This is a genomic window from Mesorhizobium sp. LHD-90 (genome assembly GCF_030929505.1).
Taxonomy (GTDB): domain Bacteria; phylum Pseudomonadota; class Alphaproteobacteria; order Rhizobiales; family Rhizobiaceae; genus Kumtagia.
Genome location: NZ_JAVFVV010000021.1, coordinates 74,972 through 95,636, shown reverse-complemented (window position 1 = coordinate 95,636; position 20,665 = coordinate 74,972). Strand labels below are relative to the sequence as shown.

The window sequence follows — 20,665 nt, the reverse complement described above, 5'->3', positions numbered from 1 at the left end:
CGCGACAACCGGAGGAAAATTCATGCCGCTCGAAATGAACCGCGAGGTTTTCATCACCTGTGCCGTCACCGGCTCCGGCGGCACGCAGGACCGCAGCCCGCATGTGCCGCGCTCGCCAAAGCAGATCGCCGACTCGGCGATCGAGGCGGCGAAAGCTGGGGCGGCGATCGTGCATTGCCATGTGCGCGACCCCGAGACGGGAAAGCCGCGCCGCGACGTCTCGCTCTACCGCGAGGTGACCGAGCGCATCCGTGAGGCAGAAGTCGACGTGGTGCTGAACCTGACCGCCGGCATGGGCGGCGACATGGTGTTCGGGCCGGTCGAAAACCCGCTGCCGCTGAAGGAACAGGGCACCGACATGGGCGGCGCGTCGAACCGCGTCGAGCATGTGCGCCAGTGCCTGCCAGAGATCTGCACGCTCGACTGCGGCACCATGAATTTCAACGAGGCCGACTATGTGATGACCAACACGCCGGGCATGCTGCGCGCCATGGGCGGCATGATGACCGAAATGGGCGTCAAGCCCGAGATCGAGGCTTTTGACACCGGGCACCTGTGGTTCGCGAAACAGCTCGTCTCCGAGGGCGTCCTGAAACCCGACGCGCTGGTGCAACTTTGCATGGGCGTGCCGTGGGGTGCGCCGGACGACCTCAACACTTTCATGGCGATGGTCAACAACGTGCCGTCGGACTGGACGTGGTCGGCCTTCTCCATCGGCCGCAACCAGATGGCCTATGCGGCGGCCGCGGTGCTGGCCGGCGGCAATGTGCGCGTCGGGCTCGAGGACAATCTTTGGCTCGACAAGGGCGTGCTGGCGACCAACGCGCAACTGGTCGAGCGGGCAGTCACCATCGTCGAGAGCATGGGCGCGCGGGTGATCGGGCCGGACGAGGTGCGCAAGAAGCTCAATCTGACGAAGCGCGCGCCGCTTCAGGCATAGCGGCAGCGATCGGGAGCCTGCGGTGAAGACGGTCGAATTCACAGCGATGAAGGACGGGACGCGGGAGGAGTACGAATTCCTCACAGCGCACGAGACCGACTATGCCGCAAGGACCGGCGAGCGCTTGCTCGATGCCTTGGTGAAGCTCGACGAAGGCTTGTCGGGCTACAAGGTCACGCGACTTGGCCATTCGTTGCAAGCGGCGACGCGAGCTTGGCGCGACGGTGCTGACGTCGACTGGATCGCCTGTGCGCTGCTGCATGATATCGGCGATATCTATGCGCCGTACAATCACGACGAATATGCCGCGACGATATTGAAGCCGTTCGTGCGCGAGCAGTGCACCTGGGTGGTCGAGAAGCATGGCGACTTCCAGCGGCTCTATTATGCGCACCATCTCGGCGGCAACCGAAACGCGCGCGAAAAATTTGCCGGTCACGCATATTTCGACGATTGCGACCAGTTCTGCGAACGCTGGGACCAGTCGAGCTTCGACCCGGATTACGAAACGTACGATATCGACTTCTTCCGACCCATCGTGGCGGAGGTTTTCGGGCGAAAAGCCTACGATCCCTCGGTCATCCGCGCAGGTGCGCGCGTGGTGCTGACCGATCCCGAAACGGCAAGACGAAGAGCAAACGCATGAGCATGATCAAGAGGGCGGCAGCCATCGGTGGCGGCGTCATCGGCGGCGGGTGGATCGCGCGACTGGCGCTGAACGGCATCGACGTCACGGTGTTCGATCCTCACCCCGAGGCCAAGCGCAAGGTCGACGAGGTGATGGCGAATGCGCGGCGCGCCTATAAGCGCATGGCGACGAAGGGCTTGCCCAGGGAAGGCAAGGTGACCTTCGCTCCGTCGATCGCCGAGGCGGTGAAGGATGCCGACTTCATTCAGGAGAGCGTGCCGGAACGGCTGGAGCTGAAGCTGAAGACGCTGGCCGAGATCGAGGCGGCGGCGCCAGCGGACGCGCTGATCGGTTCCTCGACGTCCGGCTTCAAGGCGACGGACATGGCGAAGGACATGAAGCATCCCGAGCGCTTCCTGGTCGCCCACCCGTTCAACCCGGTCTACCTTCTGCCGATCAACGAGATCGTCCCCGGCGAGAAGACCAGCAAGGCCTTCGTCGAGCGCGCTAAGGAGGTCTATTCCGCCATCGGCATGAAGTGCGTCGTCATCAACAAGGAGATCGACGCCTTCGTCGGCAACCGGCTGCTGGAGGCCGCCTGGCGCGAGGCGCTGTGGCTGGTCAAGGACGGCATCTGCACGGTCGAGGAACTCGACGACATCATGCGTTATGGTTTTGGCCTGCGCTGGGCGCAGATGGGCATGTTCCAGACCTATCGGATCGCCGGCGGCGAGGCGGGCATGCGCCATTTCATGGCCCAGTTCGGCCCGGCGCTCGCCTGGCCGTGGACAAAACTGATGGACGTGCCGGAGTTCAACGAGGAACTGGTCGACCTGATTGCCGCGCAGTCCGACGACCAGTCCGGCCAGTGGTCGATCCGCGAGCTGGAACGCATCCGCGACGAGAACCTGGTCGGCATCATGGAAGCGCTCGCCAAGGCCGAGAAGGGCAAGGGCTGGGGCGCGGGCGAGTTGCACAACAGCTACGTAAAACAGCTCGGCAAGGCGGCGCAGGCGAAGGTCTCGCAGGCCGCCGCCAAGGCGAAGGCTGAAAAGCCGAAGAAGGCCACGCCGGTAAAGGCGAAAAAGAAGGGCTGAGGCGATGGATTTCGGTCTTTCCGAGGAACAGAAGCTTATCGTCGAGACGACGCGGGCCTTCGTCGAGAACGAGCTCTATCCGCACGAGCGTGAGGTCGAGCGGACCGGCCATCTGCGCATGGAACTGATCAAGGAACTGCAGAAAAAGGCGATCGAGGCCGGGCTCTATGCTGCCAACATGCCGGCCGAGGTCGGCGGTGCGGGGCTCGATACGGTGACCTGGCTGCTCTACGAGAAGGAGTTGGGCCGCGCCAACTATGCGCTGCACTGGACCTGCGTTGCGCGGCCCTCCAACATTCTTCTGGCCGGCACGCCCGAGCAGCGTGAAAAATACCTGTTCCCCTGCATCCGCGGCGAGAAGTGGGACTGCCTCGCCATGACCGAGCCGGGAGCGGGCTCCGACCTGCGCGGCATGAAGGCTTCAGCCGTGCAGGACGGCGACGATTTTGTCCTCAACGGCACAAAACATTTCATTTCCCACGCTGACCTGGCGGATTTCGCCATCGTCTTCATGGCTTCCGGCGAGGAGGAATCTCCGCGTGGCAAGCGGAAAAAGATCACGGCGTTCTTCGTCGACAAGGGAACGAAAGGTTTCACCGTTCGCGAGGGTTATCGCAACGTCTCGCATCGCGGCTACAGCAATTCGGTGCTGGAGTTCGACGACTGCCGGCTGCCGAAGGAGCAGGTGCTCGGCGAGGTGCATAAGGGGTTCGAGGTGGCGAATAGCTGGCTGGGCGCGACGCGCCTGCAGGTCGGCGCCACCTGCCTCGGCCGCGCCGAGCGGGCCTTGCAGCACGCGATCGAGTATGCCGCGCAGCGTGAGCAGTTCGGCCAGCAGATAGGCAAATTCCAGGGCGTGTCGTTCAAGCTGGCCGACATGGCCACCGAGCTGAAGGCCGCCGACCTGATGGTGTTCGAGGCTGGCTGGAAATACGATTCTGGCACGGTCACCGACCAGGATATGGCGATGGCCAAGCTGAAGGCGACCGAGGTATTGGCCTACGTCGCCGACGAGGCGATCCAGATCCATGGAGGCATGGGGCTGATGGACGACCTGCCGCTGGAGCGCATCTGGCGCGACGCGCGGGTGGAGCGGATCTGGGAAGGCACGAGCGAGATTCAGCGGCACATTATTTCGCGTGCGCTGCTGCGGGCGGTGGGTGGCTGATGGTCAACCGCCTTGAACGCATGCTGCGGCCGAAATCCGTCGCCATCATCGGCGGCGGGGCGTTTGGCACGAATGTGGTGAAGCAGTGCCTGAAAATGGGTTTTGCCGGCGACATCTGGCCGGTGCATCCGACCAAAACCGAGGTCGAGGGGGTGAAAGCCTACAAGACCGTCGCTGAATTGCCCGGCGCGCCGGACGCGGCTTTCATCGGCGTCAACCGCCATCTCACCATCGAGATGGTGAAGGCGCTGCGCGACAAGGGTGCGGGTGGCGCGGTGTGTTTCGCCTCGGGCTTTCGCGAGACCGGCCATTACGATCCAGAGGGCGACGGGCTGCAGGACGCGCTGCTGGAGGCGGCCGGCAACTTGCCGGTCATCGGGCCGAATTGCTACGGGCTGATCAACTATGCCGACGGTGCGCTGCTGTGGCCCGACCAGCATGGCGGCGTGCGGCTGGAAGAGGGCGCGACGGGCGTCGCCATCATCACCCAGTCGTCCAATATCGCCATCAACATGACCATGCAGGCGCGCGGCCTGCCGGTTTCCTACATCATGACCGCCGGCAACCAGGCGCAGACCGGGCTGTCCGAAATGGCGCTAGGGCTGATCGAGGATTCCCGCGTTTCAGTGCTCGGCCTGCATATCGAGGCGTTCGACAAGGTCGACGGTTTCGAGCGCCTGGCGGCGCGCGCGCGCGAACTCAAGAAGCCCATCGTCGCCATGAAGGTAGGCCGGTCCGAACAGGCACGGGCCGGCACGGTGTCGCACACCGCTTCGCTGGCCGGCTCGGATGCGGCTTCCGACGCATTTCTCAAGCGGCTGGGCATCGCGCGGATGAATTCCATCCCCTCCTTCCTGGAGGCGCTGAAGCTGTTGCACGCACACGGGCCGCTGACCGGCTACCGGCTCTCTTCGATGAGCTGTTCCGGCGGCGAGGCGTCGGTGATGGCCGACAGCGCCGAGGGAAGAAAGGTGTTTTTCCCGCCGCTGAGCGAGGAGCACCGGGCGCGCGTGAAGGCGACGCTGGGGCCGCTGGTGGCAGTGGCCAATCCGCTCGACTACCACACCTTCATCTGGAACAACGAACCCGCCATGACCGCGACCTTCGGCGCCATGGTTTCGGGCGGTTTCGACCTCAACGTCTTGGTGCTGGATTTTCCGCGCCGCGACCGCTGCTCGGACGTCGACTGGTGGACGACGGTGGAGGCTTTCGAGAGCGGGCTGAAGACGCATGGCGCCAAGGGTGCGGTGCTGGCCTCGCTGCCGGAAAACCTGCCGGAGGACTATGCGCCGAAACTGATGGCGCGCGGCATGGTGCCGCTCTACGGCATCGCCGAAGCGCTCGACGCAGCGGAAGCGGCGGCGGCGATCGGCGAGGCGTGGCGCAAATCCTCCCCCCTTGAGGGGGAGGTGCCCGCGAAGCGGGCGGAGGGGGTACTCTCAGAAGGCACCGCCAGAACGTCGAGCACTGCCGCAGCGACCCCACCCGGCCCTTCGGCCCCCCTCAAGGGGGAGGGAAATGCGGCACTAGACGAAGCCTCAGCAAAATCCTTGCTGGCGCACGCTGGCGTCTCCGTGCCCGCCGGCCGGCGTGCGGCCAGCGTAGATGAGGCTGTCGCCGCCGCCGAGGCGCTGGGTTTTCCCGTCGCGCTGAAGGCGCTCGGCGTGGCGCACAAGTCGGAAGCCGGCGCGGTGAAACTCAACTTGCGCGATGCGGCCTTAGTCCGGGAGGCGGCCGGCGCGCTGCTGCCGCTGGGCAGCGGGCTCTATGTCGAGCGCATGGTGCAGGGCGGCGTGGCCGAGCTGATCGTCGGCTTTACCCGCGACCCGTTGTTCGGGCCGGTGATGACGCTGGGCTCCGGCGGCGTGCTGGTAGAGTTGCTGAAGGATTCGGTCACCTTGCTGCTGCCGGCGTCGCGGGGCGAGATCGAGGCGGCGCTGCGCGGGCTGAAACTGTTTCCGCTGCTGGACGGGTTTCGCGGGCGTCCGAAGGCCGATCTCGACGCGGCGATCAACGCGATAGAGGCGCTAGCCGGTTTCGTGCTTGCCCATGCCGGCGAGATCGACGAGCTCGACGTCAACCCGCTGATCGTCTGCGCCGAGGGCAAGGGCGCCTGGGTCGCGGATGCGTTGATGGTTGTTTCCTCCCCCCTTGAGGGGGAGGTGGCCGCGAAGCGGCCGGAGGGGGTCGCCGCAGAAGGCACCTCCCTGTCGCGCGCCGTCGCAAGATGACGTCGCGCGCTGCCGCGATGACCCCACCCGGCCGGGCGTTGCCCGGCCACCCTCCCCTCAAGGGGGAGGGAGACGCAGGAGCCTCTTCATGACCGATGTCGTCACCACCCGCCGCGAGGGCGCGATCCTCGAAGTCACGCTGGACCGGCCGAAGGCCAATGCCATCGACCTGAAAACCTCGCGGCTGCTGGGCGAGACTTTTCGCGCTTTCCGTGACGATCCGGAACTGCGCGTCGCGATCGTCAAGACGGCCGGCGACAAATTCTTCTCGGCGGGATGGGACCTGAAGGCGGCGGCAGCGGGCGATGCGGTCGACGGCGACTACGGTGTCGGCGGTTTCGGCGGGCTGCAGGAACTGCGCGACATGAACAAGCCGGTGATCGCCTGCGTCAACGGCATGGCGGTGGGCGGCGGCTTCGAACTGGCGCTGTCCTGCGACCTGATCTACGCCGCTGATCATGCTTCCTTCGCGCTGCCGGAGATACGGGCCGGAACGCTGGCCGACGCAGCGACGGTAAAGCTGCCGAAGCGCATTCCCTACCATGTCGCCATGGACCTGCTGCTCACCGGGCGCTGGATGGATGTGCAGGAAGCGCATCGCTGGGGTCTGGTCAACGAGGTGCTGCCCAAGGACAAGCTTGAAGATCGCGTATGGGAGATCGCGCGGCTGCTGGCCTCAGGCCCGCCGCTGGTGTTCGCCTCGATCAAGGAGGTGGCGCGCGAGGCCGAGGCGATGACGTTCCAGGAGGCGATGAACTGGATCACCAAACGCAAATTCCGGACGGTTGACGAGCTTTATGCTTCCGAGGACAGCCAGGAAGGTTTTCGCGCCTTCGCCGAAAAGCGCGATCCGGTGTGGAAGGGGCGATAGGTCGCGAGGAGCGGACGGGAAGAGGCGATGACCGACCAGCCGAGCCAAAAGCCTGCCACCGATCCGCAGGATTTGGAACGCCTGCTGGTTATGCGCCAGCACGCCGGCGATCTTGATGGAATGATGGCGCTCTACGAACCCGACGCCGTTATCGACACCGGCAACGAATTGGTGCGCGGCACCGACGCCATCCGCGCCCTGTTCGCCGAGGCGATCGCCTCGGGGCGAAAATTCCAGGTCGGCGAGCAGCGTCCGGCGCTGGTCTGCGGCGACCTGGCGCTCACCTCGACGCGCCTGCCCGACGGCAGCGTGACTTCCGAGGTCGCCCGCCGGCAAAACGACGGAACGTGGCTTTGGGTCATCGACCGGTATTCGGTCGAGTAGTGCGGCGGGAGGCGGCATGCGGCGGGCGAGGCAAGGGGCGTGACAATTGGGTCCAATGATCGCATGACCGACTATTCAAAACTCATCGACGCCGAGACCTGGGCGTTCATCGAGCGCACAAATTCCTTCTATCCGCCTGAGACGATCGATTTTGGCATCGAGCGGCAGCGGGCGATCTACGACCTAATGTGTCGGGAATTCCACGCCGGCTATCCGGATGGCGTGACCGCAGAGACCGGCAGCATCGACCTGCCCGACCGCGCCATCCCCATTCGTATCTACCGCACCGCCGCGCCGGAGGCCGCCGCGATGGTGCTCTATCTGCATGGCGGCGGCTATATTCTCGGCGGACTGGACAGCCATGACGATGCTTGCGCCGAGCTTTGCGCCCGCACCGGCTACGAACTGGTCTCCGTCGACTATCGGCTGGCGCCAGAGCATCCGCACCCGGCCGCCTTTGAGGATGCGTTGGCGGCGTTCGAGTGGGCCGCGGCCATCTGCAAGCGCCCGATCGTGCTTGCCGGCGACTCGGCGGGCGGCAATCTTGCCGCTGCGGTGAGCCACGCCACGCGCGGGCACAGCCGCATGCCGATCGGGCAGGTGCTGATCTACCCGACCCTCGGCGGTAGTGGCAGCGGGCGTTCTTATGTCGAGCATGCCGAGGCGCCGATGCTGACGGCGCGCGACCTCGAATTCTACCGCGATATCCGCACGGGCGGCACGCCGCCGGCCGATATCGTCACCCTCTATCCTCTTGCCGACACGGATTTTTCCGGCCTGCCGCCGACCGCGATCGTCACCGCGCAATGCGACCCGCTGTCGTCGGACGGAGAGATCTATCGCGACCGCATCCTCGCCGCCGGTGGCAAGGTCTGGTGGCGCGAGGAACCGGGCCTCGTCCACAGTTTTGTGCGCGGGCGGCACATGATCGCACGCGCCCGTGACAGCTTTTCCGGTATCGTCGAGGCGGTATCGGCGCTGGGGCGGCGGGAGTGGCCGTATTGAGCGTGTCGCTTTCCATTTGCTCGCGTCGTGCACGCAGACCTTTCGCGACCGGCCATAATGGCTAGTCTGCGAATACAACGCATGCCGGAGCCAAAACCATGAAGACCGTCACCCAGTTTCCGCGAAAGATCGTCGAGAACCCGGATGTCGGCATCGAGATGCCGGACGGCTGCGTGCTGTCGGCGCGCATCTGGCTGCCGGCGGACGCGGAAAACGATCCGGTTCCCGCTATCCTCGAGCACCTCCCCTACCGCAAGCGCGACGGCACCACGGCACGCGATTCGCTCACCCATCCGTATTTCGCCGGGCACGGCTACGCCTCGATCCGTGTCGACATGCGCGGCAACGGCGATTCCGAAGGGCTGATGGAGGACGAATATACCGAGCAGGAGCTTGAGGATGCCTGCGCGGTGATCGCTTGGGCGGCAGCTCAGCCCTGGTGCAACGGCAATGTCGGCATGATGGGCATCTCCTGGGGCGGGTTCAACTCGCTGCAGGTGGCGGCCAAACAGCCGGAGGCGCTGAAGGCGATCATCACGCTATGTTCGACCGACGACCGCTATGCCGACGACATCCACTACAAGGGCGGGCTGCTGCTCAACGAGAATCTCGGCTGGGGCTCCACCATGCTCTCCTACTCGTCGCGCTCGCCCGACCCGGCGATTGTCGGCGATAGCTGGAAGGAGATGTGGCTGGAGCGGCTGGAGAACGAGCCGTTCCTTCCCGCCGTATGGTTGCGCCATCAGCGGCGCGACGCCTACTGGAAGCGCGGCTCGGTCTGTGAGGATTTTTCGAAGATCAAGGCTGCGACGCTGGCCATCGGCGGCTGGGGCGACGGCTACAAGAACGCGGTGGCGCGCCTCGTCGAGGGCATTGGCGGGCCGACAAAAGGCATCGTCGGCCCATGGATTCACAAATATCCGCATTTCGCGGTGCCGAAGCCGGCCGTAGGCTTCCTGCAGGAGGCGCTGCGCTGGTGGGATCATTGGCTGAAGGGGAAAGAAACCGGGGTCGAGAATGACCCGGCCATGCGGCTCTATGTGATGGACTCCGTGCCGCCGCGCGACTGGTACGAGGAACGTCCGGGCCGCTGGATCGCCGAACATCAGTGGCCGTCGCCCGGCATCGCCATGCGGAGTTTCAGCCTTGCCGATGGCGGCAGGCTTAGCCAGTCGCCGCCAAAAGCCATCAGCCGGAAAATCTCGTCGCCGCAGGATTGCGGCATGGATGGCGGCGAATATTGCGCGATCTGGCTTGGCCCGGAGATGCCGGGCGATCAGCGCGACGACGACGCGAAATCCGCCTGCTTCGACCTGACGCTCGACGCTTCCATCGATATCGTCGGCGCGCCCGTGGTCAGGCTGACGCTGTTCGCCGATAAGCCAGCGGCCATGGTGGCGGTGCGGCTCTGCGACGTCCATCCGGACGGATCGTCGACGCGCATCACCTACGGCGTCTTCAACCTCTGCCATCGCGACGGGCATGAGACGCCGAAGCCGGTCAATCCGACGCTACCGGTGACAGTTTCCTTCAGGCTCGATGACATCGCCTACAGGATTCCGGCCGGGCACACGCTGCGCGTCGCCGTCTCCTCCAGCTATTGGCCACTGGTCTGGCCGTCGCCGCAGCCGGTCACGCTGACCATCCTGACGGGTGGCATAGACATACCGGAACGGCCGGCGGGCAGCGGCGACGAGGTGCGCTTCGAGGAACCCGAAGCGGCGCGGCCGTGGAACACGCAGACGATCCGGCCGTCGAGCAACAGCCGCAAGGTCGAGCGCGACGACAGGACTGGCGCGGTGACGCTGGCCATTGTCGACGATTTCGGCGAGACTCGCGACGCCGACCACGGGCTGATCAATGGCGGTGTCGCCCGCGAGCGCTGGACGATCCATCCGGACGATCCCCTGTCGGCGCGCGGGGTGACGCACTGGACGGCGATCCACAAACGCGACGGCTGGTCGCTGCGCACCGAGACCTTTTCCGCCATGCGCTCGGACACCACCACTTTCCACCTCACCGGACGCATCGAAGCGTATGAGGACGAGGTGCTTGTGTATGAGAAGGATTTCCGGGAGGAGGTGCCGCGCGATCACATTTAAACCGATTCGTGCATTGGTCCACGGATCGGGGCCATTTACGCCACGTCATGTCGCAAACGGCGTAACGCGCCTTCCGGCGATACGGTCATATCCTGACAAACAACCATAATGACCCAAGGTCAAACCAACGAGTGAGGAACCTGAAAAATGTCGAACGAACTGGATTTCCTGAGCGGTCGCGTCGTTGCCGGCAAGCTTAGCCGACGCGATTTCCTGGGGCGCGCCGCGGCGCTCGGCGTCACTGCCACCTTCGCCAACTCGCTGCTTTCCTCCGCCGCCAAGGCGCAGTCGCCGGTCAAGGGCGGCGTGCTGAAGGCCGGCATGCAGGGAGGCGCAGCCACCGACAGCCTCGACCCCGCGACCTGGTCGAGCCAGGTGCCGTATTTCTTCGGCCGCCAATGGGGCGAGCAACTCGTCCAGATTTCCGCGGACGGCACGCTGAAGCCCGCTCTGGCCGAGGAATGGGGCGCGTCCGACGACGCCAAGGTATGGACCTTCAAGATCCGCAAAGGCGTGCAGTTCCACAACGGCAAGGAGATGACGCCGGCCGACGTGGTCGCCACCATGGAGCGCCACTCCGACGCCAATTCGAAATCCGGCGCGCTAGGCATCATGGGCGGTATCGACAACGTGAAGGCGGACGGCGACACGGTCGTGTTCTCGCTCAAGGAAGCAAATGCCGACCTGCCCTTCCTGCTCGACGACTACCACCTGATGATCCAGCCGAACGGCGGCAAGGACAACCCGACCGAGGGCATCGGCACCGGGCCCTACAAGGTCACCGTCACCGAGCAGGGCGTACGGCTCGGCGGCGAGAAGTTCGCGAACTACTGGCGCGACGACCGCGGCTTCGCAGATCAGATCGAGATCATCGTCATCAACGACCCGACGGCGCGCACGGCCGCACTTCAGGGCGGCCAGGTCAACATGATCAACCGCGTCGAGCCGAAGATCGTCGAGCTGATCAAGCGGGTGCCGGGCGTCACCATCCAGAACGTCGCCGGCAAGGGCCATTACGTGTTCATCGCCCACTGCAACACCGCGCCTTTCGACAACAACGATCTGCGCCTGGCGCTGAAATACGCCCTCGACCGCGAAGAGCTCGTCCAGAAAATCCTGTTCGGCTACGGCTCGGTCGGCAACGACACGCCGATCAACAAGGCCTATCCGCTGTTCACCGAGATGGAGCAGCGCAAATTCGACCCCGAAAAGGCGGCGGAGCACTTCAAGAAGTCCGGCCATAGCGGCCCGGTGCTGCTGCGCACCTCGGACGTGGCCTTTCCGGGCGCTGTGGACGCCGCGCAGCTCTACCAGCAGAGCGCCGCCAAATGCGGTATCACGCTGGAGATCAAGCGCGAGCCTGGCGACGGCTATTGGTCGGAAGTGTGGAACAAGCAGCCATTCTCGGCCTCCTACTGGGGCGGGCGGCCGACGCAGGACCAGATGTACTCCACCGCCTATTACTCGAAGGCGGACTGGAACGACACGCGTTTCCAGCGCGAGGACTTCGACAAGATGCTGTTTGCGGCACGCGCCGAACTGGACACCGAGAAGCGCAAGAAGATCTATGCCGACATGGGCCAATTGGTGCGCGACGAGGGCGGCGTGATCACCCCGATGTTCAACGACTTCATCGACGCGACCGGGCCGAATGTCGGCGGCTGGGTTCCGGACGGCAACCAGGAGATGATGGGCGGCTACGCGCTGTCCAAGTGCTGGCTCAACGCGTGAGCCCGGCCTTGCGGAGATGTCCTCACCCATCGTGAAGCTTATTGCCCAGCGCATCGCGCTGGGCATCCTGCTGCTTTTGGCCGTTTCGGTCCTGATCTTCGCCGGCACGCAGATCCTGCCCGGCGACGTCGCGCAGTCCATCCTCGGCCAGTCGGCGACGCCCGAGGCGCTCGCCAACCTTCGCGAGTCGCTCGGGCTCAACGAACCGGCCTATGTGCGCTACTTCCGCTGGTTGGGCGGCGTGCTGACCGGCGACCTGGGGACGGCGCTGTCGAGCGGACAGGACATCGCCAGCTCGATCTGGCCGCGGCTGAAGAACACGCTGTTCCTCGCCTTCTGGGCGGCCGTGGTGTCGGTGCCGCTGGCGATCATTTTGGGCTTGCTGGCGGTGCGCTACCGCAACGGTTTCGTCGACAAGCTCATCTCCGGCCTGGCGCTGGCATCGACCTCGCTGCCGGAGTTCTTCATCGGCTACCTGCTGGTGTTCTTCTTCGCCGTGAAGCTGCAATGGTTCCCCGGCATCTCGACGGTGTTCGACGGCATGCCGTTCCTCGACCGCATCCACGCCATCGTCCTGCCAGCGACCGCGCTGACGCTGGTGGTGCTCGCGCACATGATGCGCATGACGCGGGCGGCGATCCTCAACGTCATGCAATCGGCCTATATCGAGACGGCGGAACTCAAGGGCCTCAGAGCTTTCGACATCATCCGCAAGCACGCCTTCCCGAACGCCATTGCGCCGATCGTCAACGTGGTGATGCTGAACCTCGCCTATCTCGTGGTCGGCGTCGTCGTCATCGAGGTGATCTTCGTCTATCCGGGCATGGGCCAGTATCTCGTCGACCACGTCACCAAGCGCGACGTGCCGGTGGTTCAGGCGGTGGGCCTGATCTTTGCCGCCGTCTACGTTACCCTCAACATCATCGCGGATATTGCGGCGATCGTCGCCAATCCGCGGCTCCGGCATCCGAAGTGAGGCGCGGCCATGCTTGAGCTTCGGAAAATCCCGATCGGCGCGTGGATCGGCCTGATCCTGACGACGCTGTTCCTGATCTGCGCCATCTTCGCGCAGTGGATCGCGCCCTACGGGCTCGGCGAGATCGTCGGGCAGGTATGGGAGCCATCCTCGGACAAGTTCGTCCTCGGCACCGACAATCTCGGCCGCGACCTGCTGTCGCGCATGATCTACGGCGCGCAGACGACGATCCTCATCGCCGTGCTGGCCACTGCGCTCTCCTTCACCCTCGGCTCGATCCTCGGCTTCGCCGCAGCGGTGATCGGCGGCTGGTTCGACACGCTGATGTCGCGCTTCGTCGACCTGCTGATGGCCATCCCGACGCTGATCTTCGCGCTGGTGGTGCTTTCGGTGCTGCCCTCGACGATCCTCACGCTGATCCTGGTGATGGGTATCCTCGACTCCACCCGCGTCTACCGCCTCAGCCGCGCGGTGGCGGTCGACATCAACGTCATGGACTTCGTCGAGGCGGCCAAACTGCGCGGCGAGGGCAAGGCCTGGATCATCTTTCGCGAGATCCTGCCCAACGCGCTGTCGCCGCTGGTTTCGGAACTCGGCCTACGCTTCATTTATGCCGTGCTGTTCCTGTCGGCGCTGTCGTTCCTCGGGCTCGGCGTGCAGCCGCCGCAGGCGGACTGGGGCGGGATGGTGAAGGAGAACAAGGACGGCATCGTCTTCGGCATACCGGCGGCCCTGATCCCGGCGGCGGCAATCGCGGCGCTGGCCATCTCGGTCAATCTGGTCGCGGACTGGGTGCTGAACCGCACGACCAGCCTGAAGGGAGGGCGCGGCTGATGGCTGCTGCGGCTACCGCATCGCGGGCAGGCAAGACCGACCCGCTGCTCGACATCCGCAACCTGCGGATCGAAGCCAAAGTGTTTCCGCCGGGCGAACCGCCCAGGACGATCACGCTGGTGCACGACGTGTCGCTGACGCTGCAGCGTGGCAAGGTGCTGGGGCTGATCGGCGAATCCGGCGCGGGCAAGTCGACCATCGGGCTCGCCTCGATGGGGTTCGGGCGCGGCGGGGTGCGCATCACCGGCGGCGAGGTGGTGCTCAACGGCCGTGACATATTGAAAGGCGGCGTTGGCGGCTTGCGCAGACTGCGCGGTCGAGAGGTGTGTTATGTCGCGCAATCGGCTGCCGCCTCCTTCAACCCGGCGCACCGGCTGATGGACCAGGTGGTGGAAGCTTCGCTTCTGCATGGCGTCGCAACCCGGGCGGAGGCCGAAAAGCGGGCGGTGGCGCTGTTCAGGAAACTCAGCCTGCCGAACCCCGAGACCATCGGCGAGCGCTATCCGCACCAGGTGTCGGGCGGGCAGTTGCAGCGTGTGATGACGGCGATGGCGCTGTGCTCCGAGCCTGACCTGATCGTCTTCGACGAGCCGACGACCGCGCTCGACGTGACCACGCAGATCGACGTGCTGGCGGCGATCAAGGACGCCATCCGCGACACCGGCGTGGCGGCACTCTACATCACCCACGACCTCGCGGTGGTGGCGCAGGTGTCGGACGAGATCATGGTGCTGCGCCACGGCCGGCTGGTCGAATGGGGCGGCACGCGGCAGATCATCAAGGAGCCCCGGCAGGAATACACCAACGCGCTGGTTTCCGTGCACGAGATCGCACATGACGAGCAGAAACCCGGCGCCACGCCGTTCCTGTCGGTCAAGAACGTCACCGCCTCCTATGGCGGCGGCAAGGTGAAGGTGCTGAAAAACGTCTCGGTCGACATCTTTCCGGGGCAGACCTTGGCCGTCGTCGGCGAATCCGGCTCGGGGAAATCGACGCTGGCGCGCGCCATAACCGGGCTGCTGCCGCCCGAGCAGGGGTCGGTCACCTTCGCAGGAAGGACGCTTGCAAACCGGCTGGCCGACCGGCCGAAGGAAGATCTTCGCCAGTTGCAGATGATCTACCAGATGGCAGATGTGGCGATGAACCCGCGCCAGACGGTCGGCACCATCATCGGACGTCCGCTGGAGTTCTATTTCGGCATGCGCGGGCGCGAGCGCGACCAGCGTGTCGCCGAACTGCTCGACAAGATCGAGATGGGCAAGGGTTTTGTCGACCGCTATCCGGCGGAACTTTCCGGCGGCCAGAAGCAGCGCGTCTGCATCGCCCGTTCGCTAGCGGCCAAGCCGAAACTGATCATCTGCGACGAGGTGACCTCGGCGCTCGACCCACTGGTGGCGAACGGCATCCTCAAACTGCTGCTGGAACTCCAGAAGGAAGAGGAAGTCGCCTATCTGTTCATCACCCACGATCTGGCGACGGTGAAGTCGATCGCCGACTCGATCGCGGTGATGTATCGCGGCGAGGTGGTTCGCTACGGCCCTAAGAGCCAGGTCCTGGCGCCGCCCTTCGACGCTTATACCGACCTGCTTCTGTCCTCCGTGCCGGAGATGGAGATCGGCTGGCTGGAAAAGGCGATCACGGGACGGCGCATGGAGAGCGCGGGGAACTGAGAGGGGACGGCGTTGTTTGCCGACCGAAAGGACTCTGCTATTCTGCGGCAATGAACAAGCGCACCACCATATCGCTCGATACGCCCTTCAGCGAATTCGTCGAGCAGCAGGTCGAGGACGGGCACTATGCTTCTCCCGACGAGGTGGTCCAAGCTGGCCTGAGGCTTCTGGAGGAGCAGGAATCTTACATCGAGGCCGTCCGCGCGGCCTTGATCGAAGGGGAGAACAGCGGTCCGCCGGAGCCGTTCGATTTTGACGAATTCATAGCTCGAAAGAAGGCACGACAGTAATGTTCGCTCCTGTTGGGAGCAGTTGTCGCAGCTCGATTGCTAATTCCAGGACGAAAGCGGACAACGCGCTATGAGCGGATACGTCCTTAGTCGAGCAGCGCAGGCTGACCTCGACGGAATATGGGACTATACCGAAAAGACTTGGAACCAAGATCAGGCTGAACGCTACATCAACTCGATCAAGGATGCGTGCGAAGCGCTCGCATCGCGCCGCAAATTTGGACGGAACGCAGAGCAGTTTCGCGCGGGATATTTCAGGCACGCCATCGGTTCGCATTTCATCTTCTACACCCTGTCTGATGGCGGAGATGTGCAAGTCATGCGCATACTCCACCGGCGCATGGACCTGAAGTCGCGCCTCGAAGAGTAGTTTGACATGCCCCTTCGCACAAAACTCCTGCTGATCGTCCTCGACGGCCTGCCGTGGCGGAGCTGGAAGCCGTTCATGGGCAACCTTGAAGGCTGGGTGCAGTCGGGCGAGGCGCGCAAATGGCGGATGCGCTCGGTGCTGCCGTCGACATCGGCTTGCTGCTATGCCTCGATCCATACGGGCGTGGCGCCGCAGGTCCACGGCATAGGATCGAACGAATTTCGCAAGCGTGTCGAACAGCCGGACATTTTTTCGGAGGTGACCAGGGCCGGCGGCAGGACGGGCGCGGTGACCCATTCCTACTGGTCGGAGTTCTTCAACCGCTATCCCTTCGATCCGGTGCGAGATATCGAGTATGACGAGCCGGACGGGCCGATCACGCACGCCCGGTTCCACACCATGGCCGGCTACAACCATACCAACCAGATGACGCCGAGCGACGTCGACCTGTTCGCCACGCTGACGCGGCTGGTCGAGGTCAAGGGCATCGACTACGGCATCCTGCACACCTGCACCGTCGATTCCATGGGCCACCGCTACGGCCAGGACTGCGTGGAGATGGACAACGCGCTCTACGCGCTGGACGCCTCGCTCGCGGGTTTCCTGCCGCGATGGCTGAGCGCTGGGTGCGAGGTGATCGTGACGGCCGACCACGGCCAGACGCATCGTGGCCATCACGGCGGCCATGATGAAGAGATGCAGGACGTGGCGCTCTATTATTTCGGCACGGGCGAGGGGCCGGCGTCGGACGTTTTGCTCGACCAGTTGCAACTGGCGCCGACCGTGCTGACACGGCTCGGCGTATCGGTGCCGGAGACGATGCGGGCAAAGCCGTTCCTGCGTTGACCTTTGCGGACGGGCCGGCGACGTGGTCGTGCGGCCGGTGTTACGCCTGTTGCATGACGTGGCCGCGCGCGGTTGCGGTCGCCAGCGCCGTCATGATCTCGGCAGCGGCGAGCGCGGCGATCACCGCCGGACGTTTGTCCTTCACCGCGTCGCCGCCGATCGGCGAGACTAGGCGCGAAAATGACCGTTCGCTGCCGCCGGCGGTCTTCAGATACCAATTGCGGAAGGTGGCCTTCTTGGTCTTCGAGCCGATCATGCCAACATAGGCCGCGTCGTCGCGCCTGAGCGACTCGGCGACGATCAGAAAATCCAGCGCGTGGTCGTGGGTGAGCACGACGAAGGCGGAGCCGGCCGGCGCGTCGCGAACCATCTCTTCAGGTACCGGCGTCAGCCTGGTCTCTACCGACGCCGGCATGCCTTCCAGCGCGTCGGCGCGTGTCTCGACGACGATGGTCTTCAGCGGCAGCAGCGAAAAGGCCGAGGCCAGCGCATGGCCGACATGGCCGCCGCCGAAGACATAGACATGCGGCAACCGCGCCTCTTCGGCGGCCGCGGCTTTGAGCAGGCGGGCCTCCAGCGCCGCGTCGACCAGGCGGATCGACAGCTCGACCCGCCCGCCACAGCACTGGCCGATCTCCGGGCCGAGGGGAATGGAGAGCCTTTCACCCTCCCCTTTGTGGGGAGGGTCGGACCGAAGGTCCGGGGTGGGGGTAGCTTTCTCCGGGGGACCCCCGCCCCGGCTCTCGAATTTCGCTGCGCTCAATCCGCTCGCCGACCTTCCCCACAAGAGGGAGGGTGATCGCAGCATCTCGCGCGCCTTGTCGATCGCCATGAATTCGAGCTGTCCGCCGCCGATCGTGCCGAAAATCCGGAGCGGCGACACCAGCATCCAGGCGCCCTTTTCGCGCGGGGTGGAGCCCTTTGCGGAGACGACCTCGACGAGGGCGGTGGGGGGCCCGTCCAGGAAAGCGCAGAGTTCCTTCACGATCGATGCCATGCCGGACTATAGCATTTTGCTAGGCCTTCGCCTCGGCCCGCAGCCGCTCGATCGCCATCAGCACGCGCTCAGGCGTGGCGGGCGCGTCAAGCCGCGGGCAGACGCGATGGTCGGCGACGCTCGCCACCGCGTCCGACAGCGCGTGCAGCACCGACATGGCCAGCATGAAGGGCGGCTCGCCCACCGCCTTGGAGCGGTGGATGGTCGGCTCGTGCGCCTCCGGCCAGTCGGCAAGCGTCACGTTGAAGATTTTCGGGCGGTCCGAGGCGAGCGGGATCTTGTAGGTCGACGGCGCGTGGGTGCGCAGCCGCCCCTTGCCGTCCCACCAAAGCTCTTCCGTCGTCAGCCATCCGATCCCCTGGATGAAACCGCCCTCGACCTGGCCGAGGTCGATCGCCCGGTTCAGCGAGCGGCCGGTCTCGTGCAGGATGTCGGTGCGCTCCACCACATATTCGCCGGTCAGCGTGTCGACCGACACTTCCGAGCAGGACGCGCCGTAGGCGAAGTAGTAGAAGGGATGGCCCTCGCCCTTGTCGCGGTTCCAGTGGATCTTCGGCGTCTTGTAAAAGCCGGCCGCCGAGAGCTGGATACGCGCCATATAGGCCTGCTTGACCAGGTCGGGGAAAGGAATCTCCTGGTTGCCGACACGCACCCGATTGGGCAGGAACTCGATCTGGTCGACCGGCACGGAATATTTGTCCGCGGCGAAGTCAGTGAGCCGCCTCCTGATCTGGCGAGCCGCGTTCTGCGCCGCCATACCGTTGAGGTCCGAGCCGGAGGAGGCTGCGGTCGCTGAGGTGTTGGGCACCTTGGCGGTCGTGGTGGCGGTGATCTTCACCCGGTCGATGTCGATCTGGAATTCTTCCGCGACCACCTGCGCGACCTTGACGTAGAGGCCCTGGCCCATCTCAGTGCCGCCGTGGTTCAGATGGACGGAGCCGTCTGTGTAGACATGCACCAGCGCGCCCGCCTGGTTGTAGTGGGTCGCCGTGAAGGAGATGCCGAACTTCACCGGCGTCAGCGCCAGGCCGCGCTTGACGATGCGGCTGTTGGCGTTGAAGGCGGCAATCTCGCGCCGCCGCCGTGTGTAGTTTGAGCTCTCCTCCAGTTCCGCGACGATGCGGTGGATGATGTTGTCCTCCACCGTCTGGTGGTAGGGCGTCACGTTGCGCTCACGCGTGCCGTAGAAGTTGAGCTTCCTGATCTCCAGCGGGTCCTTGCCGGTGGCGAAGGCGACCTCGTCGATGACACGCTCCGCGCCGATCATGCCCTGCGGCCCGCCGAAGCCACGGAAGGCTGTGTTGGAGACGGTGTTGGTGTAGAGCGGCGCCGACTTCGCCCGGATGGCGGGCCAGAAATAGGCGTTGTCGCAGTGGAACAGCGCGCGGTCGGTCACGGGTCCTGACAGATCGGAGGAAAAGCCGCAGCGCGCCGCATAGACGTAGTCGACGCCGAGGATGCGTCCATCATCGTCGAAGCCGACCTCGTAGTCGATGACGAAGTCGTGGCGCTTGCCGGTAGCAAGCATGTCGTCGTCGCGGTCGAGCCGGATTTTCACGGCCCGGCCGAGCCGCTTGGCTGAAATGGCGGCAAGCGCGGCGAACTGGTTGCCCTGCGTCTCCTTGCCACCAAAACCGCCACCCATGCGCCGGATCTCGACGGTGACCGCATGACTCGGCACGCCGAGCGCATGTGCCACCATGTGCTGCACCTCGCTCGGATGCTGGGTCGAGCAGTGGACGGTGACGTCCCCGTCCTCGCCGGGCACGGCGAGCGAGATGTGGCCTTCGAGATAAAAATGGTCCTGGCCGCCGACGCGCATGCGTCCCTTCAAGCGACGCGGCGCGACGGCGATGGTGCCGGCTGCGTCGCCGCGCTTCAGCGTAAGCGGCGGGGTGACGAGCTTGTCCTCGGTCGGATCGAGGTCCCAGACGTCGATGACGGCGGGCAGTTCGTCGTACTCGATCTTGGCCAGCCGGCAGGCGCGGCGCGCCGCCTCGCGGGTTGCGGCGATCACGCAGAAGATGGGCTGGCCGAAGAACTGCACCTTGCCTTCGGCCAGGATCGGCTCGTCGTGGCGACCGGTGGGCGAGATGTCGTTCTCGCCGGGCACGTCGGCGGCTGTCAGCACGTCGATTACGCCGGGCGCGGTCTTGACGGCGGAGAGGTCGATGCCGCGGATCGTTGCATGTGCAACCGTCGACAGCCCGAGCGCGCCGTGCAGCGTGCCCTCCGGCTCTGGCATGTCGTCGATGTAGACCGCCTCGCCAGTGACGTGCTTGTGCGCGGAATCGTGGCGCTGGTCGGTGTGGACGGCGCCGGCGATTCTCGCGGCCTTGAGGTTGGGTGACGTATGTTTGTTCATCGACACATCCCCCGAGCTTCGCGCTCCTTCGCACCCCCCTCTGTCCTACCGGACATCTCCCCCTCAAGGGGGGAGATTGGCAGCGTTGACCTTGCCGCTGGTCCGGGACCGTTGGCGATTGGCGAAATCAAAGCGGCCAACCAATCTCCCCCCTTGAGGG

At 65.0% G+C, this 20,665-nt stretch carries 18 protein-coding genes; 16 read left to right on the top strand and 2 right to left on the bottom strand.

The genetic code is table 11. From position 1 onward, the window contains the following. The first annotated feature begins 22 nt into the window (after positions 1-22). The 16 genes from RB623_RS25090 (at position 23) to RB623_RS25015 (ending at position 17,143) form a co-directional block, all read left to right on the top strand. Positions 23-940, top strand: a complete 918-nt coding sequence (locus RB623_RS25090; protein WP_308059845.1) for a 3-keto-5-aminohexanoate cleavage protein — start codon at positions 23-25, stop codon at positions 938-940. Positions 941-962: 22 nt separating this feature from the next. Continuing rightward, complete coding sequence (locus RB623_RS25085) at positions 963-1,586, top strand: HD domain-containing protein (protein ID WP_308059844.1); 624 nt, start codon at positions 963-965, stop codon at positions 1,584-1,586. Next, positions 1,583-2,665 carry a carnitine 3-dehydrogenase gene (locus RB623_RS25080; RefSeq protein WP_308059843.1) on the top strand — a complete coding sequence of 361 codons (1,083 nt, stop codon included), beginning with the start codon at positions 1,583-1,585 and terminating at the stop codon, positions 2,663-2,665. Before RB623_RS25085 ends, RB623_RS25080 begins: the two co-directional genes overlap by 4 nt. Before the next feature lie 4 nt (positions 2,666-2,669). Continuing rightward, positions 2,670-3,833: an acyl-CoA dehydrogenase family protein gene (locus tag RB623_RS25075; RefSeq protein ID WP_308059842.1), complete on the top strand. Its 1,164-nt coding sequence runs from the start codon at positions 2,670-2,672 to the stop codon at positions 3,831-3,833. Next, positions 3,833-6,064 carry an acetate--CoA ligase family protein gene (locus tag RB623_RS25070; RefSeq protein ID WP_308059841.1) on the top strand — a complete coding sequence of 744 codons (2,232 nt, stop codon included), beginning with the start codon at positions 3,833-3,835 and terminating at the stop codon, positions 6,062-6,064. Before RB623_RS25075 ends, RB623_RS25070 begins: the two co-directional genes overlap by 1 nt. A gap of 88 nt (positions 6,065-6,152) precedes the next feature. Continuing rightward, positions 6,153-6,935 carry a carnitinyl-CoA dehydratase gene (locus RB623_RS25065; RefSeq protein ID WP_308059840.1) on the top strand — a complete coding sequence of 261 codons (783 nt, stop codon included), beginning with the start codon at positions 6,153-6,155 and terminating at the stop codon, positions 6,933-6,935. Between the two features lie 27 nt (positions 6,936-6,962). Continuing rightward, positions 6,963-7,319, top strand: coding sequence for a nuclear transport factor 2 family protein (locus RB623_RS25060; RefSeq protein WP_308059839.1), 357 nt, complete (start codon positions 6,963-6,965; stop codon positions 7,317-7,319). Positions 7,320-7,382: 63 nt separating this feature from the next. Then, positions 7,383-8,324 (top strand): alpha/beta hydrolase, encoded by a 942-nt coding sequence (locus RB623_RS25055; protein WP_308059838.1) that lies wholly within the window; start codon positions 7,383-7,385, stop codon positions 8,322-8,324. A gap of 98 nt (positions 8,325-8,422) precedes the next feature. Further along, a complete protein-coding gene (locus RB623_RS25050) occupies positions 8,423-10,426 on the top strand; it encodes a CocE/NonD family hydrolase (RefSeq protein ID WP_308059837.1) in 2,004 nt (667 codons plus the stop codon). A gap of 147 nt (positions 10,427-10,573) precedes the next feature. Beyond that, a complete protein-coding gene (locus RB623_RS25045; protein ID WP_308059836.1) occupies positions 10,574-12,157 on the top strand; it encodes an ABC transporter substrate-binding protein in 1,584 nt (527 codons plus the stop codon). 16 nt (positions 12,158-12,173) lie between these two features. Next, positions 12,174-13,133 carry an ABC transporter permease gene (locus RB623_RS25040; RefSeq protein ID WP_308059835.1) on the top strand — a complete coding sequence of 320 codons (960 nt, stop codon included), beginning with the start codon at positions 12,174-12,176 and terminating at the stop codon, positions 13,131-13,133. 9 nt (positions 13,134-13,142) lie between these two features. Then, complete coding sequence (locus RB623_RS25035; RefSeq protein WP_308059834.1) at positions 13,143-13,967, top strand: ABC transporter permease; 825 nt, start codon at positions 13,143-13,145, stop codon at positions 13,965-13,967. Beyond that, positions 13,967-15,637 (top strand): ABC transporter ATP-binding protein, encoded by a 1,671-nt coding sequence (locus tag RB623_RS25030; protein WP_308059833.1) that lies wholly within the window; start codon positions 13,967-13,969, stop codon positions 15,635-15,637. The genes RB623_RS25035 and RB623_RS25030 overlap by 1 nt, the downstream gene beginning before the upstream one ends. A 50-nt stretch (positions 15,638-15,687) precedes the next feature. Continuing rightward, a complete protein-coding gene (locus RB623_RS25025) occupies positions 15,688-15,927 on the top strand; it encodes a type II toxin-antitoxin system ParD family antitoxin (RefSeq protein WP_308059832.1) in 240 nt (79 codons plus the stop codon). Positions 15,928-15,997: 70 nt separating this feature from the next. Continuing rightward, the gene (locus RB623_RS25020) at positions 15,998-16,297 is read left to right on the top strand and encodes a type II toxin-antitoxin system RelE/ParE family toxin (RefSeq protein WP_308059831.1); all 300 of its coding nucleotides are present in this window, start codon (positions 15,998-16,000) and stop codon (positions 16,295-16,297) included. Between the two features lie 6 nt (positions 16,298-16,303). Continuing rightward, positions 16,304-17,143, top strand: coding sequence for an alkaline phosphatase family protein (locus tag RB623_RS25015; RefSeq protein ID WP_308059830.1), 840 nt, complete (start codon positions 16,304-16,306; stop codon positions 17,141-17,143). Positions 17,144-17,183: 40 nt separating this feature from the next. Here the strand turns inward: RB623_RS25015 and xdhC are convergent, their stop codons facing one another. After that, positions 17,184-18,140: a xanthine dehydrogenase accessory protein XdhC gene (gene xdhC / locus RB623_RS25010; protein ID WP_308059829.1), complete on the bottom strand. Its 957-nt coding sequence runs from the start codon at positions 18,138-18,140 to the stop codon at positions 17,184-17,186. A gap of 19 nt (positions 18,141-18,159) precedes the next feature. Beyond that, positions 18,160-20,505, bottom strand: coding sequence for a xanthine dehydrogenase molybdopterin binding subunit (gene xdhB, locus RB623_RS25005; RefSeq protein WP_308059828.1), 2,346 nt, complete (start codon positions 20,503-20,505; stop codon positions 18,160-18,162). Positions 20,506-20,665 lie beyond the last annotated feature (160 nt).

Excerpts from the sequence above, each read along its gene's own strand:
- RB623_RS25090 (WP_308059845.1), top strand. The coding sequence starts at position 23 with ATGCCGCTCGAAATGAACCGCGAGGTTTTCATCACCTGTGCCGTCACC.
- RB623_RS25080 (WP_308059843.1), top strand. The coding sequence starts at position 1,583 with ATGAGCATGATCAAGAGGGCGGCAGCCATCGGTGGCGGCGTCATCGGC.
- RB623_RS25075 (WP_308059842.1), top strand. The coding sequence starts at position 2,670 with ATGGATTTCGGTCTTTCCGAGGAACAGAAGCTTATCGTCGAGACGACG.
- RB623_RS25070 (WP_308059841.1), top strand. The coding sequence starts at position 3,833 with ATGGTCAACCGCCTTGAACGCATGCTGCGGCCGAAATCCGTCGCCATC.
- RB623_RS25065 (WP_308059840.1), top strand. The coding sequence starts at position 6,153 with ATGACCGATGTCGTCACCACCCGCCGCGAGGGCGCGATCCTCGAAGTC.
- RB623_RS25060 (WP_308059839.1), top strand. The coding sequence starts at position 6,963 with ATGACCGACCAGCCGAGCCAAAAGCCTGCCACCGATCCGCAGGATTTG.
- RB623_RS25055 (WP_308059838.1), top strand. The coding sequence starts at position 7,383 with ATGACCGACTATTCAAAACTCATCGACGCCGAGACCTGGGCGTTCATC.
- RB623_RS25050 (WP_308059837.1), top strand. The coding sequence starts at position 8,423 with ATGAAGACCGTCACCCAGTTTCCGCGAAAGATCGTCGAGAACCCGGAT.
- RB623_RS25045 (WP_308059836.1), top strand. The coding sequence starts at position 10,574 with ATGTCGAACGAACTGGATTTCCTGAGCGGTCGCGTCGTTGCCGGCAAG.
- RB623_RS25040 (WP_308059835.1), top strand. The coding sequence starts at position 12,174 with ATGTCCTCACCCATCGTGAAGCTTATTGCCCAGCGCATCGCGCTGGGC.
- RB623_RS25035 (WP_308059834.1), top strand. The coding sequence starts at position 13,143 with ATGCTTGAGCTTCGGAAAATCCCGATCGGCGCGTGGATCGGCCTGATC.
- RB623_RS25030 (WP_308059833.1), top strand. The coding sequence starts at position 13,967 with ATGGCTGCTGCGGCTACCGCATCGCGGGCAGGCAAGACCGACCCGCTG.
- RB623_RS25025 (WP_308059832.1), top strand. The coding sequence starts at position 15,688 with ATGAACAAGCGCACCACCATATCGCTCGATACGCCCTTCAGCGAATTC.
- RB623_RS25020 (WP_308059831.1), top strand. The coding sequence starts at position 15,998 with ATGAGCGGATACGTCCTTAGTCGAGCAGCGCAGGCTGACCTCGACGGA.
- RB623_RS25015 (WP_308059830.1), top strand. The coding sequence starts at position 16,304 with ATGCCCCTTCGCACAAAACTCCTGCTGATCGTCCTCGACGGCCTGCCG.
- xdhC (WP_308059829.1), bottom strand. The coding sequence starts at position 18,140 with ATGGCATCGATCGTGAAGGAACTCTGCGCTTTCCTGGACGGGCCCCCC.
- xdhB (WP_308059828.1), bottom strand. The coding sequence starts at position 20,505 with ATGAACAAACATACGTCACCCAACCTCAAGGCCGCGAGAATCGCCGGC.